This is a genomic window from Bradyrhizobium sp. WYCCWR 12699, from assembly GCF_032144035.1.
GTDB lineage: Bacteria > Pseudomonadota > Alphaproteobacteria > Rhizobiales > Xanthobacteraceae > Bradyrhizobium.
Map to the genome: position 1 here is coordinate 558,663 of NZ_JAVTJN010000039.1, position 15,375 is coordinate 574,037.

Genomic DNA, 15,375 nt, shown 5'->3' on the forward strand with positions numbered 1-15,375 from the left:
CACCGGGGGGACTGACTTGCTGAGCGTGATCGCCGCCGTTTTCATCGTTGCGTACGCTGCCATCGCGCTCGAACATCCGCTTGGCGTCAACAAGAGCGCGTCGGCTCTCTTGGGAGCGGGCCTGCTCTGGACCATCTACGCGGTGTCCGTCGGCGATGCCTCGCTCGTCAACCACCAGCTCGACGAATCCGTGGCCTCGACCGCGCAGATCGTCTTTTTCCTGATCGGCGCCATGACGATCGTCGAGGTGATCGACGCCCACAACGGCTTCGAAGTCATCACCTCCGTCATCCGCACTACGAAGCAGACCACGCTGATGTGGATCATCGGCTTCGTGACGTTCTTCCTGAGCGCGATCCTCGACAATCTGACGACCACCATCGTGATGATCTCGCTGATCCAGAAGCTGATCGGCCACAAGGGCGATCGCCTGCTGTTCGCCTCCATCATCGTGATCGCCGCCAACGCCGGCGGCGCCTGGACCGTGATCGGCGACGTCACGACGACGATGCTCTGGATCGGGGGCCAGATCACTCCCGTAAACATCATGAAGTCGGTGTTCCTGCCGTCACTGCTCAACCTGCTGATTCCGTTGTTCATCATCGGCTATTCGCTGAGGGGCAAGGAGATCGTCCCTCCGCTGCAAGGGCGGGAGCAGGCCCTCAGGGTCGAGGTGTTCGAGCGCAATTTGATGTTCTATCTCGGCCTCGGCACCCTGGTGGCCGTACCGGTTTTCAAGGCCGTAACGCACCTTGCGCCGTTCATGGGTATCCTTTTCGGGCTAGGCATCCTCTGGCTGGTCGGCGAGGTCGTGCATCGTCACAAGGACGAGGATGCGCGCCGTCCCCTCACCCTCGTCCATGCGCTGACGCGCATCGACATGAGCTCGATCGTGTTCTTCGTCGGCATCCTCATGGCCGTCGCCTGCCTGGAGCACGCCCGTGTCCTCGAATTGTTGGCGAAATGGCTCGACGCCACGGTCGGCCGTCTCGACATCATCGTCATCCTGCTCGGTCTGTTGAGCGCGATCATCGACAACGTGCCGCTCGTCGCGGCGACGATGGGCATGTACAATCTGGTGCAATATCCGCCGGACAGCTTCCTCTGGGAGTTCATCGCCTATTGCGCTGGAACCGGCGGCTCGATCCTGATCATCGGTTCGGCCGCGGGCGTTGCCGCCATGGGGCTCGAGAAGATCGAGTTCTTCTGGTACGCCCGCCGCATCGCGGGCCCCGCGCTCGTGGGCTATCTGGCGGGTGCGATGGTCTACATCGTGCAGTACGCGGCGCTGCACTGAACGGCGCAGGCGGGATCCAAATTAACGCCGGGTTAACGTAATTCTTTAGCTCCTTAAGTCACCTCTTAAGGATTTCTTGCCAGAGATAGACAATGCAGAAGGCCCGCGTCCGGCGTGGGCAGGAATCGTTGTTGCTTGATGAGTAACCCCGCTGAAAAGCCAGAGGTAGTGCAGCTTCCGGCCGAGCCGGTGAGCGCTCCATCGGCGAGCAGCCGACGGGCTGCGGCGCAGCGGGTGCGCGAGGCGCGCGATAAGTTAACGTCGACCAGTGGAACCCGGCCGGCGTTCGACGCCGAGATGCTGCGCCAATATGCCCAGACGCGGCTGTCGGCGTCCTATGTCGTGATGCTGCTGGTGGTCGCGACGGGCGTGCTGTTCGGCCTGTGGATGCAGCCAATCCCCGCCGCCGCCTGGACCGCCGGCATGCTCTGCATCCACGCGGCGATGATCCGCAGTTGCCGGCGCTTCCTGACCGAGCCCTCTTCCCCTGCGGCGACGCGTGCATGGCGGACGCGCTTCGTCGTGCTCGATCTGCTCTATGGCTTGTGCTGGATGGCGATCCTGATCCATCCCGTGCTCGACATGGTCACGGAAACGCTGATGATGTTCCTGATGCTGCTGGTGATCGCAGTATCGAGCATGGTCGCCGCAAACTTGCCGATCGCAGCCCTTGCCGCCACCGCGCCGGTCGCGGTCGCCATGGCGCTGAGCTTCGCGATGACCGGCTCGCTGGACAATTACATCCTGGCCGCGCTCGCGCTCGCCGCCGAAGGCTATTTCGTGCTGCTGGCGCATCGGCTGCACTCCTCCACCTTTGCCGCGCTGGAAGCGCGCGCCGAGAAGGACGCCCTGATCGGCGAGCTCGAACAAGCCAAGGCGATCTCGGATGAAGCCCGCCACCGCGCCGAATCCGCCAACGTCGCCAAGTCGCGCTTCCTCGCCCAGATGAGCCACGAGCTGCGCACGCCGCTGAACGCGATCCTCGGCTTCTCCGAGGTGATGAAGAGCGAGATCTTCGGCGCGCATGCGGTGCCGGTCTACAAGGAATACTCGGCAGACATCCATAATTCGGGCGTGCACCTGCTCAACCTCATCAACGAGATCCTCGACCTGTCGCGGATCGAGGCCGGCCGCTACGAGCTGAATGAGGAAGCAGTGTCGCTGGTCGGCATCGTCGCCGACTGCCATCATTTGATGAAGCTGCGTGCCTCGAGCCGCGGCATCACCATCCACGAAGTGTTCGAGCAGGCCATGCCGCGGCTCTGGGCCGACGAGCGCGCGATCCGCCAGGTCGTGCTCAACCTGATTTCCAACTCGATCAAGTTCACCCCGCAGGGCGGCGAGATCTGGCTCAAGGCCGGCTGGACCGCCTCGGGCGGGCAATATCTCTCGGTGAAGGATACCGGCTCCGGAATCCCCGAGGACGAGATCCCGGTCGTGCTCGCCTCGTTCGGCCAGGGCTCCAACTCGATCAAATCGGCCGAACAGGGCGCGGGCCTCGGCCTGCCGATCGCCAAGAATTTGATCGACCTGCATGGCGGCACGTTCACGCTGAAATCGAAGCTGCGCATCGGCACCGAGGTGATCGTCACCTTCCCGCCGGAGCGGGTGATGAGCGCGCTTGCGCCGCTGTCGGATGATTCGCCGCCGCTCCAGCCGGAGAGTTCCGTACTGCCCGACGAGAAGCGTCGGCCGCGCCACAAGCCGATCATGAGCGCCGGCACCGGCTCTTAACCAGAAGCTTGCAGAGATGCCCGACCATCCCCCACTATGTCCTAATGAGCAAAGAAACGCCGTGCGTCGCCGTCTGCATGATCGATCCCAGGACCAAGCTGTGCTTCGGCTGCGGCCGGACCTTGCCCGAGATCGCGCGCTGGCACGCCATGGAAAGTGCCGAACGGCTCGCGGTCATGGCTCGGTTGCCGGCGCGTATGACGGAAGCCGGACTAACTCCGATAGCGCCATCGCCGCAACGCGGCTGACCGGCCTGCGCGCCTGCGGAGGCGCACGATGATCCGCTTCCTGCTCGTTCTCGTCATGCTCGCCTGCACGGCAGGCGCGGTCGTCGCCTATGGCGATCCCGACCAGATCGCGCGCGCCAGCCACAAGGTCTCGCACATCTTTCGCACGCAGCCGGTGGCGCTTGCCCCTGCGGTGCAGATCCCGCGCGGCCAGGGCGGCGAATTTGCACTCAAGGCCAAGATCAACGGCGTTGCGGCGCCAATGGTGATCGATACCGGTGCGACGTCGGTGGTGCTGACCTGGGAGACCGCGAAAGCCATCGGGCTGCCCCTCGAGATGCTCGAATACGATGTCGATCTCGAAACCGCGGGCGGCCATACCAAGGCGGCCCGCCTCACGCTCGACCGTCTCTCCGTCGGCCATCTCGTCGAAAAATCAGTGCCGGCGCTCGTCGTTCAGCGTGGGCAAATGAAGACCAATTTGCTCGGCATGAGCTTCCTCGACCGTCTGGAGAGCTGGGGCGTCCGCGCCGACAAGCTGATGCTGACCGGCTATCCCGAGCTTCAGAGCAGCCACCGCCGCTCGCGCACCGCGATCGACTAGATCGCAGCGGGACGCAGCGCCACGGCCCGGACTAGATCAGCGGAGCTCCCTGCCGCAGATTCATGTGGCGGTTGACGTCCTTGTAGAGAAGGTAGCGAAACCGGCCGGGGCCTCCTGCGTAGCACGCCTGCGGGCAGAAGGCGCGCAGCCACATGTAGTCGCCGGCCTCGACCTCCACCCAATCCTGGTTGAGACGGTAAACCGCCTTGCCTTCGAGCACGTACAAGCCGTGCTCCATGACATGCGTCTCCGCGAACGGGATCGTCCCGCCTGGCTCGAACGTCACGATGGTGATGTGCATGTCGTGGCGCATGTCGGCGGGGTCGACGAAGCGCGTCGTCGCCCACCTACCCTCCGTGCCCGGCATTGCGACCGGTTCGAGCGTGTCCTCGTTGACAACGATCGCTTCGGGCGCGGCCAACCCCGGCACGCGCTGATACAGCTTGCGGATCCAGTGAACCTGCGCAGGACCCTCGCCGCGATTGCGAACGCTCCAGGCGCAGCGCGGCGGCAGATAGGCGAAGCTGCCAGGCCTCAGCTCAAATTCTCGCTCGGACAATTTGAGGGTCAGCTGGCCGCCCGCGACGAACAGCGCTCCCTCCGCATCATCGTCCGGTTCCGGCATGTCGCTGCCTCCGCCAGCTGCGATCTCCATGAGATAGTGGGAGAATGTCTCGGCGAAGCCGGAGAGCGGTCGCGCCAACACCCAGACGCGCGTGTCGTCCCAGTGCGGCAAATAGCTGACGACGATGTCGCGTTGCACGCCGCTCGGGATGACAGCATAGGCGTTGGTGAAGACCGCGCGACCGCTCAGGAGATCCGTCTGCGGCGGCAGGCCACCCTGCGGTATGTGGTAAGTGCGCGACGACATGATCAAGCCTCGGGTTATCGACAGGATATATCAGCTTGCAGCTGGGTTGAAACCGAGCTGTATCGTCTCACCCAGCCACACTTCTTCGAGATTGTCGCCCTCACCCTTGCGGTCGACGACGAGGAACGGGCTTCTGTCCTTGAGCACCAATAGCGGGTGGTGCCAGCAATTTCGGGCATAATTCACGCCCTGATGGCCTTTTGCTGCGAACGCCCGGTAGCTCGACGAGATGTGCGGATCCGCGCAGACAACGACCAGCCAGTCCGCCCCGTTCAAGGGCATGAACATCTGGCTTCCCAGCGGATGGCGCTCCATCAGGCTGATCGCGATCGGCGCCGGCCGCACCGAGGCGACAAACCAGCTGATGTTGACCTGTCCGCCTTCCGCGGCAACGTCGATATTGGCGAGCCCGTTGAAGCGCTGAGCGTAGCCCTGGTTGATCGAGAGGGGCGTCTTCCCGTCCGTCTCAACGACGTCTCCGAACAGAGCGAACGCCTGCTTTGTCAAAGGCTCGATCGCGAGTGTCACCATTGGGGGCCTCAAGCGCTACCGTGCTCAAAGGGTCTGCAGGCCCGCGACGGGAGCATCGGCATTAGCCGGATCGACCCGCAGATTGTCAACCGAAGGATCAATCTCGCCGTTCAGAATGCGACGCGCCTTGGCGTGATCGAGGTCGCCCTCCCACGAGGCGACGACGACGGTCGCGACGCAGTTTCCGACATAGTTGCCGAGCGCGCGCGCGATGCCGATGAACCAGTCCACCGACAGGATCAGCACCAGTCCAATCGCCGGGATGGCCGGAATGGCGGCGAGCGTCGCAGCGAGGACGACGATGGCCGAGCCCGGCACACCATGAGCGCCCTTGGAGGTGAGCAAGGCGACGCCGAGGATGGCCAGGAGATCGCCCGTGGCAAGCGGCGTATTCGTCGCCTGTGCAATGAAGATTGCCGCCAGGGTCAGGTAGATCGAGAACGCATCCAGATTGAACGAGTAGCCGGTCGGGATCACGAGACCAACGGTCGATCGCTTGATCCCGAGCAGCTCGAGCTTGCGCATGGTCTGCGGCAGCACGCTGTCGCCCGCGGCCGTCCCGAGCACGATCAACAGCTCTTCGCGCAGATAGGCCAGCAACTTGAACAGGCTGAACCCGGAGAGCCGCATGATCGCTCCGAGAACGACGACCACGAACAGAACCACCGCCAGGTAGAACAGGGCAACGAGGCCCCCGAGCTGCTTGAGCGAACCGATGCCGTATTTCCCCACGGTGAAGGCGATTGCACCGAAGACGCCGATCGGCGCGAGCCGGACCACGAAGTTCATCATCTTGAAGATGATCTCGTTCACCCGCTCGACGAACTCGACCACGGGTTTCGCGCGCTCGCCGCACAGCGAAACGGCGCAACCGAACATGATCGAGACGATCAGGACCTGCAGAACGTCTCCGGAGCTGAAAGCGCCCACAAGCGTCGAAGGAATGAGCTTCATCAGGAATTCGGAGACACCCCCGCCGGCGACCTGGGCGGCCGTCTGGCTGAACCCGCTGAGCGCCTTGGCGTCCAACGCCTTCGGATCGATGTTCATGCCGGCGCCCGGGTGGAAATAATAGGCGAGCGCAATGCCGAACACCAAGGCGACCGTGGTAACGACCTCGAAATAGACGAGCGAACGAATGCCAACCCTTCCAACCTTGGAAAGATCACCGGCCGCCGAAATACCCTGCACGACGACGCAGAACACGATCACCGGCACCAGCATCTTGATCAGCTTGATGAAGCCGTCACCCAGAGGCTTCAGCTGCACCGCGGTGTCCGGATAGGCGACGCCGAGCGCAATGCCGGCGGCGAGCGCGACGACGACCTGGAAGAAGAGTGACTTGAAGATCTTGGGCATGAAGATTTCCTCGCTCGCTGCACGTCGATCTGGCTTGGTCGGCCGAAGCCTTCGCCATTCTTGTCATTGGCAGCGACGCGAGGTCGCCGCGGAGGGAGCGTTTCGCCGCGACGGCACGCGTGGAAGGCTCCATCGGTCATTCGTTGACCAGGTGCGACATTAAGTCCAATATATAGAGCGACAGGATTGATAGGTTTTCACTATGGATCTCCGCCAGCTTCGGTACTTCATCGCCGTCGCCGAAGAGCGCAGCTTCACCCTCGCCGCCCGGCGCCTGAACCTGTCGCAGCCGCCGCTCAGCCAACATATCCAGGCCCTCGAGGCAGAGCTCGGGACCCGGCTGCTCTACAGGACCAGCCGCAAGGTGGAGTTGACGCAGGCGGGAGAAGCCATGCTGGTGCGGGGCCGCGCCATCCTGCAACAGGTCAAGGCCGCGGAGGACGAGGCACGGTCGATCGGCGCCGGCTTGATCGGAACGCTGGATGTCGGAGCGACCGGCTCGATCCTGCGCGGCCGTCTCGCAGAGCTACTCGCCGCGTATCGGAAGGTCGCTCCGCAGGTGAGGATGACCGTGCATGAGCAGGCGCCGGCCCTGCAGATCGCGGCGCTGCTCAGCCGCACGACCAACATCTGTCTCATCCGCGGAATTCCCACCGAGCGCGACCTGACCAGCAAGCTTGCATGGCGGGAAGAGGTCGTCATCGCAATGCCCCGCACCCATCAGCTGGCGCGCCGCAAGCGCATCGCCCTCGGTGAACTGGCGTCCGAGGATCACGTCATCCTCGATCCCAACAGCTCCGATTTCGCGCGATACGTGCAGACGTGCTGCGTCGATGCCGGCTTCCTGCCAAAGGTGTCCCAGCAGGTCGTCGACGCCCAGTCGATCCCGAGCCTGATCGCCGCGGGTTTCGGTGTGGCGCTCGTGCCGCAGTCGATTGCCCGCTTCACCACCGCCGACATCGCATTCCGTCCGGTCAGACCCTCGCCGCCCACGGCCGACGTGTTCCTGGTCTTCAGGGCGGACGAGACGTCGATGGTGGTGCACAACTTCATCAAGCTCGCGCTTCGATACCTGAATCCTCGGAAGGGGCTGGGGTAGTGCCCCGCGATGTTGAAGCGCATATCCCAGCCGCAGTGCCGCAGGGTGGGCAAAACGACTTGTCCGCCGTAGCTCGAAGAGCGAAGGCGGAAGCGTGCCCACGCATCTTTCGCGACGGAGAGAGAGCTCGTGGGCACGGCGCAAGTGCGCCTTTGCCTACCCTACGAGGCGGACGGCGCCCGCACCGTCAGCTCGTAGGTCACGCCGTCGGGCAGAAAGCCGCCGAGCCAGTTGTAGCCCCTCTTCTCCAGCTGCGGGAACAGGAACATCGGCTCGCGGCTGAGGAACGCGGTCAGCGTTTCTCCGGGCCCCAGCGTCTCGGCCGCGGCGAGGATTTTGGTCATCGGCTCCGGCGGATCGAGCTGTCTGGTGTCGAGCCGGATCTTCGACTCCGGCCATTGGATGCTGGGCCGCGCTTGCGGCGCCAGCGCTTCGGCAGGTGCCCCGGTCGGGGTGAACAGCACCTGCCAATCGCCTCCGCCGATCTCCGTAGCGGAATGGGCAAAGCCCTTGCCGGCCATCACGTCAAACAAGGGCACGGGCTTGAAGGGCGCGTACAGCCGGATGCCCTGGCCCGGTTTTGCACTTTCAACAGCGGCCATGATCGTCGAAAAAGGCTCGCCCCCGGCGCGCAGGATCGGACGAACATCGACGTCAAGATACTCCGTCATCTCTCGTCCCTTTCCTGCAACGCCGCGCCATCAATCGACTGAAACCGCCCAGCCTCCCGGCGCCGGCGCAAGCGACGACGGCTCCGCGACCTGCACCGCGCCTGCGTCTTGCAGGGCCGCGATCACCGCCCGTGCGACGAGGTCCTCGATCCCAGTCCCGCTGCCCATGATGCCCGCGAACACGATGTCGCGGCGGCCGAGCCGCGCAACCAGCTTCGGCGCATCCTTGGCGCCATGCAGGCCTTCGCCGGAGAACAGGCCAAGGACGATCGCGGGCCCGCTGATCGATGCCGCGGCCTTTTCGAGCGACGGTTGCTCTTCCAGGAAGGCGACGACGACCTTCCGGCAGACCGCCCGCGTCTCGATCTCGCGCGCGACCTGCTCGGTGGCCTGGCGCGAGGCTGGATTGCGCTTCGAGCCGTGCGCCAGCAGGACGAAGGTGCAGTTCTCCGGCGCGAAACCATGGTCGCGCGCGCAAGCCACGGCCTGATCGCACAGCAAATCCGGCAGGCCCGGATCGAGCCCGAGCGGCGGCAGCATGTCGATCCTGCGGCCATCGCCTCCGGCTTCGTCGAGAAGCTGGACCAGACGGTCCCGGGTGAAATAGCCGCTGGAGGCAAATAGCGGATAGACCAGGATTCGACCGGCCGTCAGCGTCTCCAGGGCTTCCCGGATGCCTGGTGTGCCCGAGATGAAGCCGACGGCGACCTCGGCCACCAGACCGCGCGCAGCCAGCGCGTGCGCAAGCTGGAACGCGCCCGTGTTGCCGGCACCCGGCCGCCGCTCGCCATGGGCTGCCAACAGCAATGCGATCGACGGGACGCTGCCCGGCTGCTCAATGACTGGTGCCATCGGAAAACGTGATCTTGTTCCAGACGTTGTATTTGCCCGAAGGACGCGACATCGGAATACGCTTCACCTCGGTAAAGGTTGCCGCATCATAGACCACCAGCGCGCCCTGGTCTTCCCAGATCGACACCAGAGCGTAGCGCCCGTATCTGTCGAATTCGACATGCGCAGCGGTCTTGCCGGGTTCCGGCGTGACGCGACGGACCACTTCCAGCGAGCGCTTGTCGATGATCGAGAGCGTGTCTTTGCCGGCGCCCATCATGCTGTCGGTCCAGGCATAGGGCGTGTTCTCGTGGCTGCGCATGAAGAAGCCGGGGCCAGGCGTCTCGATCACCTTGATCTGCGACCAGTCCTGCATGTCCAGCACGCTGATCTTGCCGGCTTTCAAGAGCGGCGTCGCCATCACCAGCCGGCCGTTCCACGTCCAGGAGATCCCCGAGCCGAGATGGGGCAGCCCCGGCAGATCGAGCTGCTTGATATCGCGCCCGACCGTCAGGTTGACCACGATCGCCCTGCCCTCGCGCGCCGAGCCGATCAGATTGCGATAGGGCGGATCGAAGAAGAAGTCGTCGAGCGGCTCCGGTGTCTCGATCCGGCGCAGCGCGAAGAGCCCTTGCGAGGACGGCAGCGCCTCGATCATGCCCTTCTCGTGGCTGTGCACGAAGCCGGCATAGACCGGGCCGGCGTTCGGATCGGTCGCGATCTCCCAGATCTCGGGAACATCCTTCAGTGCCGCGATGAAGCTGTTGCGCGAGGGCGCCTGGTACACCGCCGAGACCCGCGAGGACGTCCCCAGGCGGTCCTTCACGTCGAAGATCTTCTCGACCGACAAATCGTCCGCCGAGAGCATCACCAGCGTGTGCGGCAGATAATTGGCGACCGCGATGTGCTTGCCGTCGCGCGAGATCGCGATGTTGCGCGAATTGATTCCGGCGCGCACCTCGGTGAGCATGGTCAGCGTCCAGAGATCGTATTTGCTGACCCAGCCGTCGCGCGACATGAAGAACACGTAGCGCCCGTCGGGGGTGAATTTCGGACCGCCATGCAGCGCGAAACGCGTCTGGAAGCGCGCCAGCGGCTCGATGCGGTCGCCGTCCAGGATCGTCGCGTGGTGATCGCCGGCCTCGACCACGACGAAAAGGTTCATCGGGTCGGCTTCGAAGCGTGGCCGCTCCAGTGGCGGCGCCTTGGCATGCACGACGCGGCTGGCGTCGATCTCGGCCGCGCCCCAGGCCGGCACCGCTGGCAATGGCGATGAGACATAGGCCACGAGCGCCGCGATCTCGTCCTTGGAGAGCTTATTGGAAAAGCCCGGCATCTGGGTGGCGGTCCGTCCGTCGGCAATCACCGCGGCGGCCCGCGCACCCATCATGCGGCCGAGATTTTCCGGGAGCAGCGCCGGTCCGAGACGGCCAAGCCGGTCCGCGCCGTGGCATTCGGCGCAATTGTCCGCGAACAGCTTTGCCGCATCCGGCTCGGCGCGCGCAGGACCTGCCAGCACGAGGAGCGCGAGAGCGAGCAGAATGCGATCAAACAGAGAGCGGCGCTTCATGACGTGTTCCGCGATAGATGCTGGTCTTGACCCGGTCGCTTGGCCCCGCAAGGCCGATCTCGGCATCGCTGAGATAACAGCCGGGATCCTCCGCCCAGGCGTCGCCGGTGATCCGTTGGGCGCGCACGCGGGTGTTGCCGTTACAGATGTCGAAATAGGCACAGCCGCCGCACCGTCCGGAGACGTGACGCGGCTTCTGCTTCAGGCCCGCCATGATCGGATCGGAGGTGTCCGGCCAGATCTCGGAGAAGGCCCGCGTCTTCACGTTGCCCAGCGTATGGTGCCACCACATCGTGTCCGGGTGCACATTGCCGAGATTGTCAATATTGGCGACGTTGACGCCGGAGGAATTGCCGCCCCAGCGCACGAGTTTTGCGCGCAAGCTCGCCGCGCGATCGGGAACGGTTCCCTCGGCCCAATGCAGCAGGTAGACAGCGTCGGCATCGTTGTTGCCGGTCACGATCTCCATCTCGCTGCCCGACTGCGCCCAGCGCCAGGCACGTGCGATCACCATGTCCATGCGATCGCGCGTCGTCTGCCACATGGCGTCGTCGCCGCGGTTCTTGTTCCCGCGGCCGGCATAGACGAGGTGCGAGAGGTAGAATTTTGGAAAGTTCTCCTGCTCGACCAGATCGAGCAGGCGCGGCAGCTCGGCCGCGTTGTCCTCCGTCATGGTGAAGCGGACGCCGACCTTGATGCCGCGGTCGCGCAGCAGCCGTAGGCCGTTCAGCGCCTCCTGATAGGCGCCCTGCTTGCGGCGGAAGCGGTCGTGGGTCTCGCCGATGCCGTCGAGGGAGATGCCGACATAGTCGTAGCCGATGTCGCGGATGCGGTCGGCCATGGCGGCGTCGACCAGGGTGCCGTTCGACGACAGGCCGACATAGAACCGCATCGCCTTGGCGCGCGCCGAGATCTCGAAGATGTCGCGCCGCATCAACGGCTCGCCGCCCGACAGGATCAGCACCGGCACGCGGAACGCCTTGAGGTCGTCCATCACGCCGAACACTTGCGCGGTGGATAGCTCGCCGGGAAAGTCGACGTCGCCCGAGATCGAGTAGCAGTGCTTGCAGGTGAGATTGCAGCGGCGGATCAGGTTCCAGATCACGACCGGTCCCGGTGGCCGCCGAACCGGCCCGCTCGGGGCCGGCTCGTCCAGCTCGCGTAAATATTGGCTGAGGCGAAACATGACCGGCTCCCGTCGTCAGGCGGCAATGCGAAGGCCGGTCTTCTTCAAGATCCGGGTCGAGAACAGAACCTCATGGGCCCGCGCGGCGGAACCGACCAGCACGGCGATCTCGGCGACCTTCGCCCTCACCTCGTCGCGCGTCCGGCCATGGACCATGGCAAAGAGATTGTAGGGCCAGAGCGGCAGATGACGCGGCCGCTCATAGCAATGCGTGACGAAATCGAGCGCACCGACCCTGGCGCCGACATCGGCAACGGCCTCATCGGCGATGTCCCAGACGGACATGCCGTTAGCGGTGGTGCCGAGCGCGTAGTGATTGGGGATCGCCCCGATGCGGCGGATCGCCCCGTCGTCGAGCAGACGCGCGAGGCGGCGGACGATTTCGGCCTCGTCGAGGCCGAGCTCGTCGGCGAGCGCGCGGTACGGTTCGGCGACGAGCGGAAGACCTGCCTGCGTGGCGGCGATCAGCTTGCGATCAATGGCATCGAGCATGTCTAGACCTCCACGCGGAAACCGACGAAGAACTCGCGCGTCTTGGGCATCGCGCGCACGGCAAGGCCCGTCTCCCGCTCGATCTCCGCAATCACCCGGTCGATGCGTTCGGGAGCATCCGTCGACACGACGAACCACATGTTGAGCTCGTGATCGCGCTGGTAATTGTGCGCGATCTCGGGATGGGCGTTGACGAGCCCGGCGACCTCGTCGAACCGTTCGGGCGGAACGGCGATGGCGGCAAGACAAACGGCGCCGCCGAGGGCTTCGGCATTCCAGAGCGGCCCGAAGCGGCTGAGCTGCCCGCCGGCGAGCAGATTGCCGATCTCCTCGATCATTTCGCCTTCGCTCAATCCCAGCTGCGCGCCGGCATCGCGGTACGGCCGGTGCGTCAGGGGGAAGCCGCCCTGCAGGCCGTTGATGATTGCCCTTTCGGTCGGGTCCAGCGCGCGCATCAATTCGTGTCCTTGGGCCGCGAGAAGACCGCGCCGCGCTGCTTGAAGCAGCGCTTCGAGAACAGCACGGCCTGTTGCATCAGGCCGGTATCGGCGAGCAGATTCACTTCGTCGAGCGCGGCATAGGCTTCGTCGCGCGATCGCGCATGCACCATGCAAAACAGGTTGTACGGCCAGACCGTCGGCCGGCGCGGACGCTGGTAGCACAGCGTCACGCTGGGATGTCGGGCGAAAATCGCGGCGACATCGTCGATGATCTCGTCCGGAATATTCCAGACCGCCATCGCATTCGACCGGAAGCCGAGCTTGTCATGGCGGACCACGCAGCCGAAACGCGTCACGACGCCGGCGGCGACCAGGTGCTCCAGCCGCGCGATGACCTCGTCCTGGCCGAGCGCGAGCTGATCGGCGACCGCACGATAAGGATGCTCGACCAGCGGCAGTCCGTTCTCGATCGCGGCGAGGATGTGCTGGTCGCGCGGATCGGGGCGATAGTCCCCGGCAGCCGGCGCCGTGCGCTTCTGCGCGCGCGGCTCGCGCAACGAGAAGCCGAGGCCGAGATGATAGGCCTGCACCATCGGCAGATCCACGACGGGCAGCCCCGTCTGCGCCTCGATCCTGTCGATGGTCTCGGTGATCGACTCGGCATCGCCGCCGGCGACCACGAACCACAGGTTCAGATCGTGCTCGCGCTCGTAATTGTGCGTGACCAGCGGCTCGCGGCTGACGATCTCGGCGACCTGGTCGAGACGATCCGGCGGGACCTGCAGCGCGGCGAGCGTGCTCGCGCCCACTGTGTTGGGGCGGACCACGGCCCCGACGCGGGAGATCAGATCGTGCGCCCGCATGCGGCGGAACACGCCGATCGTCGCCTGCTCGTCGAGTGCGGCGGAACGGCCGACGATCTCGAACGGTTTCGCGACAAGCGGAAAATCATGCTGCCAGCGATCAATCAGGGCGAGTTCGACGGAGCTTGGCGTCATTGTCCGATCCTCGTCGCGCGTGCGGTGAAGAAGATTCCCGACGGCTTCTGCGCCGGGATCTCCGTCTTCTTCACGAAAGAAGTGGCGTCGTAGACATCGATGCGATCGGCATCACGCACCGAGACCCAGACCTCGTTGCCGCGCGGGGTGAACTCCATGTGGAGCACCGCAGGCCCGGGCGTCAGGCGATGGATCACCTTCAGCGTCTCGGTGTCGACGATCTCGACCGTGTCGTTGAAGGGGTGCGCGTAGTTCACCCAGACATGGCGCCCGTCCGGCCGCGCCACGGCAAACACCGGCTGTCCGTGGGTGGCGGTGCGTCCGACCTCCGCAAAGCTGCGCAGATCGACCGCGATCAATTCGTGATGGCCGACCGCGGGAAGCAACAGCTTGTCGCCCACCGCGCCCCAGCCTTCCAGATGCGGCATCTTGTAGACCGGCAGCGCCTCCTGGCCGCGGCCATAGCCGTTGAGGATGCGCTCGGCCTTCAGAGGCGCGCGCCAGGTATCGACGTGCACGACGCCGTCCTCGCCGAACAGACCCGCGAGATAATGGCGGCCGTCTGGCGTGACGTTGCCGTCATAAGGCAGCTTGCCGACATTGGTCAGCCTGGTGATTGCAGGCGTTTCGACATTGGTGAGATCGGCGATCCAGATCTCGCCGGCGTCGTAGAGCGCCCAGGCAAAACGCCGTCCGGGCAGGTCGACCAACCCGACCGTCTTCGAGGCCTTGCCGCCCTCACCTATTGCCGGAATGTTGGCGACGGGATCGAGCGTCCTGGCGTCGAACACCTTCACTCCGCCCGGCTCGTAGTTCGAGACCGCGATCAGCGCACCATCGTCGGAGATGGCGCCGCCGATCGAATTGCCGGCCTGCACGATGCGCTTGGCGATCGTGCTCGTGAGCATATCGACCTTGGTGAGGCCGCCGTCACGTCCGAAGACATAGGCGTAGCGCTGATCCGGCGAAAACACCGCGGAGGCATGCGAGAGATCGCCGAGCCCCTCGACACGGCCGATCGAATTGCGTTCGGTGGCGTCGACGATCAGCACCGAACCCGACGCCCGCTCCACCACGAGGCCGAGATTACCCGTGCCGCGCAGCTCGGCTGCACTCGCGAGCATCGGCATCAGCAGCAACAACGCAAGACACCATCGCGCCATGACTCTCATGGCAGATCTCCCTGCTGCAGGCGCTCTACGATCCACCGCACGTCCGCTTCGCTCAGCAGCGGGCGCCAGGGCGGCATCGGCGTGCCCGGCACGCCGTCGAGGACGATGCTGACGAGCTGATCGCGGCTCCATGCGCTGAGATGGTCCGGCGTCAGCGGCTTGCCGAGCCCACCCTTCAGCGTCAGCCCGTGGCAGGAGCCACAGTCCTGCCGCACCAGGCTGGCGAGCCTTGCGGCATTGGCATTTGCTTCGCCCGCAGCGGCCGGCCCGATCGCAACGACTGACGCCAAGGC

General features: G+C 64.9%; 17 protein-coding genes. 5 read left to right on the forward strand and 12 right to left on the reverse strand.

Going from position 1 to position 15,375, the window contains the following annotated elements:
- Window positions 1-16 precede the first annotated feature (16 nt).
- The 4 genes from nhaD to RPS27_RS33535 all read left to right on the forward strand — a co-directional run bounded on the left by nhaD (window position 17) and on the right by RPS27_RS33535 (window position 3,862).
- Window positions 17-1,297 carry a sodium:proton antiporter NhaD gene (gene nhaD / locus RPS27_RS33520; RefSeq protein WP_212066833.1) on the forward strand — a complete coding sequence of 427 codons (1,281 nt, stop codon included), beginning with the start codon at window positions 17-19 and terminating at the stop codon, window positions 1,295-1,297.
- A gap of 138 nt (window positions 1,298-1,435) precedes the next feature.
- Window positions 1,436-3,031, forward strand: coding sequence for a sensor histidine kinase (locus RPS27_RS33525; protein ID WP_211418211.1), 1,596 nt, complete (start codon window positions 1,436-1,438; stop codon window positions 3,029-3,031).
- 44 nt (window positions 3,032-3,075) lie between these two features.
- Window positions 3,076-3,279: a DUF1289 domain-containing protein gene (locus tag RPS27_RS33530; RefSeq protein ID WP_211418212.1), complete on the forward strand. Its 204-nt coding sequence runs from the start codon at window positions 3,076-3,078 to the stop codon at window positions 3,277-3,279.
- Between the two features lie 28 nt (window positions 3,280-3,307).
- A complete protein-coding gene (locus tag RPS27_RS33535; RefSeq protein WP_211418213.1) occupies window positions 3,308-3,862 on the forward strand; it encodes a TIGR02281 family clan AA aspartic protease in 555 nt (184 codons plus the stop codon).
- A gap of 31 nt (window positions 3,863-3,893) precedes the next feature.
- Here RPS27_RS33535 and RPS27_RS33540 read toward each other — a convergent pair whose 3' ends face one another.
- The 3 genes from RPS27_RS33540 to dctA are packed head-to-tail and all read right to left on the reverse strand — an operon-like array spanning window position 3,894 to window position 6,623.
- Window positions 3,894-4,733 (reverse strand): bifunctional allantoicase/(S)-ureidoglycine aminohydrolase, encoded by an 840-nt coding sequence (locus tag RPS27_RS33540; protein WP_194407420.1) that lies wholly within the window; start codon window positions 4,731-4,733, stop codon window positions 3,894-3,896.
- A gap of 30 nt (window positions 4,734-4,763) precedes the next feature.
- The gene (locus RPS27_RS33545) at window positions 4,764-5,264 is read right to left on the reverse strand and encodes an ureidoglycolate lyase (RefSeq protein WP_211418215.1); all 501 of its coding nucleotides are present in this window, start codon (window positions 5,262-5,264) and stop codon (window positions 4,764-4,766) included.
- 24 nt (window positions 5,265-5,288) lie between these two features.
- Window positions 5,289-6,623, reverse strand: coding sequence for a C4-dicarboxylate transporter DctA (dctA, locus tag RPS27_RS33550; RefSeq protein WP_212066835.1), 1,335 nt, complete (start codon window positions 6,621-6,623; stop codon window positions 5,289-5,291).
- A 202-nt stretch (window positions 6,624-6,825) separates the two neighbouring features.
- On the opposite strand from dctA, the gene RPS27_RS33555 reads away from it, so the two are divergent.
- Window positions 6,826-7,722, forward strand: a complete 897-nt coding sequence (locus tag RPS27_RS33555; protein WP_194407417.1) for a LysR substrate-binding domain-containing protein — start codon at window positions 6,826-6,828, stop codon at window positions 7,720-7,722.
- Between the two features lie 161 nt (window positions 7,723-7,883).
- On the opposite strand, the gene RPS27_RS33560 is transcribed toward RPS27_RS33555, so the two are convergent.
- Genes RPS27_RS33560 through RPS27_RS33600 form a run of 9 tightly spaced genes read right to left on the reverse strand, consistent with a single transcriptional unit; the run spans window position 7,884 to window position 15,372 of the window.
- The gene (locus RPS27_RS33560; RefSeq protein WP_212066837.1) at window positions 7,884-8,393 is read right to left on the reverse strand and encodes a DUF2249 domain-containing protein; all 510 of its coding nucleotides are present in this window, start codon (window positions 8,391-8,393) and stop codon (window positions 7,884-7,886) included.
- 30 nt (window positions 8,394-8,423) lie between these two features.
- Entirely contained in the window at window positions 8,424-9,245 is an 822-nt protein-coding gene (locus RPS27_RS33565; protein WP_212066844.1) for a CbiX/SirB N-terminal domain-containing protein, read from the reverse strand.
- A complete protein-coding gene (locus tag RPS27_RS33570) occupies window positions 9,229-10,794 on the reverse strand; it encodes a cytochrome D1 domain-containing protein (protein ID WP_212066846.1) in 1,566 nt (521 codons plus the stop codon). Before RPS27_RS33570 ends, RPS27_RS33565 begins: the two co-directional genes overlap by 17 nt.
- Window positions 10,772-11,980, reverse strand: coding sequence for a heme d1 biosynthesis radical SAM protein NirJ (gene nirJ / locus RPS27_RS33575; protein ID WP_212066848.1), 1,209 nt, complete (start codon window positions 11,978-11,980; stop codon window positions 10,772-10,774). Before nirJ ends, RPS27_RS33570 begins: the two co-directional genes overlap by 23 nt.
- 15 nt (window positions 11,981-11,995) lie before the next feature.
- A complete protein-coding gene (locus tag RPS27_RS33580) occupies window positions 11,996-12,472 on the reverse strand; it encodes an AsnC family transcriptional regulator (protein ID WP_212066850.1) in 477 nt (158 codons plus the stop codon).
- Between the two features lie 2 nt (window positions 12,473-12,474).
- Window positions 12,475-12,927, reverse strand: a complete 453-nt coding sequence (locus RPS27_RS33585) for an Lrp/AsnC family transcriptional regulator (RefSeq protein WP_212066852.1) — start codon at window positions 12,925-12,927, stop codon at window positions 12,475-12,477.
- Complete coding sequence (locus tag RPS27_RS33590; RefSeq protein ID WP_212066854.1) at window positions 12,927-13,910, reverse strand: Lrp/AsnC family transcriptional regulator; 984 nt, start codon at window positions 13,908-13,910, stop codon at window positions 12,927-12,929. The genes RPS27_RS33585 and RPS27_RS33590 overlap by 1 nt, the downstream gene beginning before the upstream one ends.
- On the reverse strand, window positions 13,907-15,082 hold the full coding sequence (locus RPS27_RS33595; RefSeq protein WP_283818369.1) for a cytochrome D1 domain-containing protein: 1,176 nt from the start codon (window positions 15,080-15,082) through the stop codon (window positions 13,907-13,909). Before RPS27_RS33595 ends, RPS27_RS33590 begins: the two co-directional genes overlap by 4 nt.
- Window positions 15,079-15,372, reverse strand: a complete 294-nt coding sequence (locus tag RPS27_RS33600; RefSeq protein WP_249131787.1) for a c-type cytochrome — start codon at window positions 15,370-15,372, stop codon at window positions 15,079-15,081. Before RPS27_RS33600 ends, RPS27_RS33595 begins: the two co-directional genes overlap by 4 nt.
- Window positions 15,373-15,375: the final 3 nt, after the last annotated feature.

Excerpts from the sequence above, each read along its gene's own strand:
- nirJ (WP_212066848.1), bottom strand. The coding sequence starts at position 11,980 with ATGTTTCGCCTCAGCCAATATTTACGCGAGCTGGACGAGCCGGCCCCG.
- RPS27_RS33535 (WP_211418213.1), top strand. The coding sequence starts at position 3,308 with ATGATCCGCTTCCTGCTCGTTCTCGTCATGCTCGCCTGCACGGCAGGC.
- RPS27_RS33585 (WP_212066852.1), bottom strand. The coding sequence starts at position 12,927 with ATGCGCGCGCTGGACCCGACCGAAAGGGCAATCATCAACGGCCTGCAG.
- RPS27_RS33595 (WP_283818369.1), bottom strand. The coding sequence starts at position 15,082 with ATGAGAGTCATGGCGCGATGGTGTCTTGCGTTGTTGCTGCTGATGCCG.
- RPS27_RS33525 (WP_211418211.1), top strand. The coding sequence starts at position 1,436 with ATGAGTAACCCCGCTGAAAAGCCAGAGGTAGTGCAGCTTCCGGCCGAG.
- RPS27_RS33565 (WP_212066844.1), bottom strand. The coding sequence starts at position 9,245 with ATGGCACCAGTCATTGAGCAGCCGGGCAGCGTCCCGTCGATCGCATTG.
- RPS27_RS33545 (WP_211418215.1), bottom strand. The coding sequence starts at position 5,264 with ATGGTGACACTCGCGATCGAGCCTTTGACAAAGCAGGCGTTCGCTCTG.
- RPS27_RS33560 (WP_212066837.1), bottom strand. The coding sequence starts at position 8,393 with ATGACGGAGTATCTTGACGTCGATGTTCGTCCGATCCTGCGCGCCGGG.
- RPS27_RS33530 (WP_211418212.1), top strand. The coding sequence starts at position 3,076 with ATGAGCAAAGAAACGCCGTGCGTCGCCGTCTGCATGATCGATCCCAGG.
- RPS27_RS33570 (WP_212066846.1), bottom strand. The coding sequence starts at position 10,794 with ATGAAGCGCCGCTCTCTGTTTGATCGCATTCTGCTCGCTCTCGCGCTC.
- RPS27_RS33590 (WP_212066854.1), bottom strand. The coding sequence starts at position 13,910 with ATGACGCCAAGCTCCGTCGAACTCGCCCTGATTGATCGCTGGCAGCAT.
- dctA (WP_212066835.1), bottom strand. The coding sequence starts at position 6,623 with ATGCCCAAGATCTTCAAGTCACTCTTCTTCCAGGTCGTCGTCGCGCTC.
- RPS27_RS33555 (WP_194407417.1), top strand. The coding sequence starts at position 6,826 with ATGGATCTCCGCCAGCTTCGGTACTTCATCGCCGTCGCCGAAGAGCGC.
- RPS27_RS33580 (WP_212066850.1), bottom strand. The coding sequence starts at position 12,472 with ATGCTCGATGCCATTGATCGCAAGCTGATCGCCGCCACGCAGGCAGGT.
- RPS27_RS33540 (WP_194407420.1), bottom strand. The coding sequence starts at position 4,733 with ATGTCGTCGCGCACTTACCACATACCGCAGGGTGGCCTGCCGCCGCAG.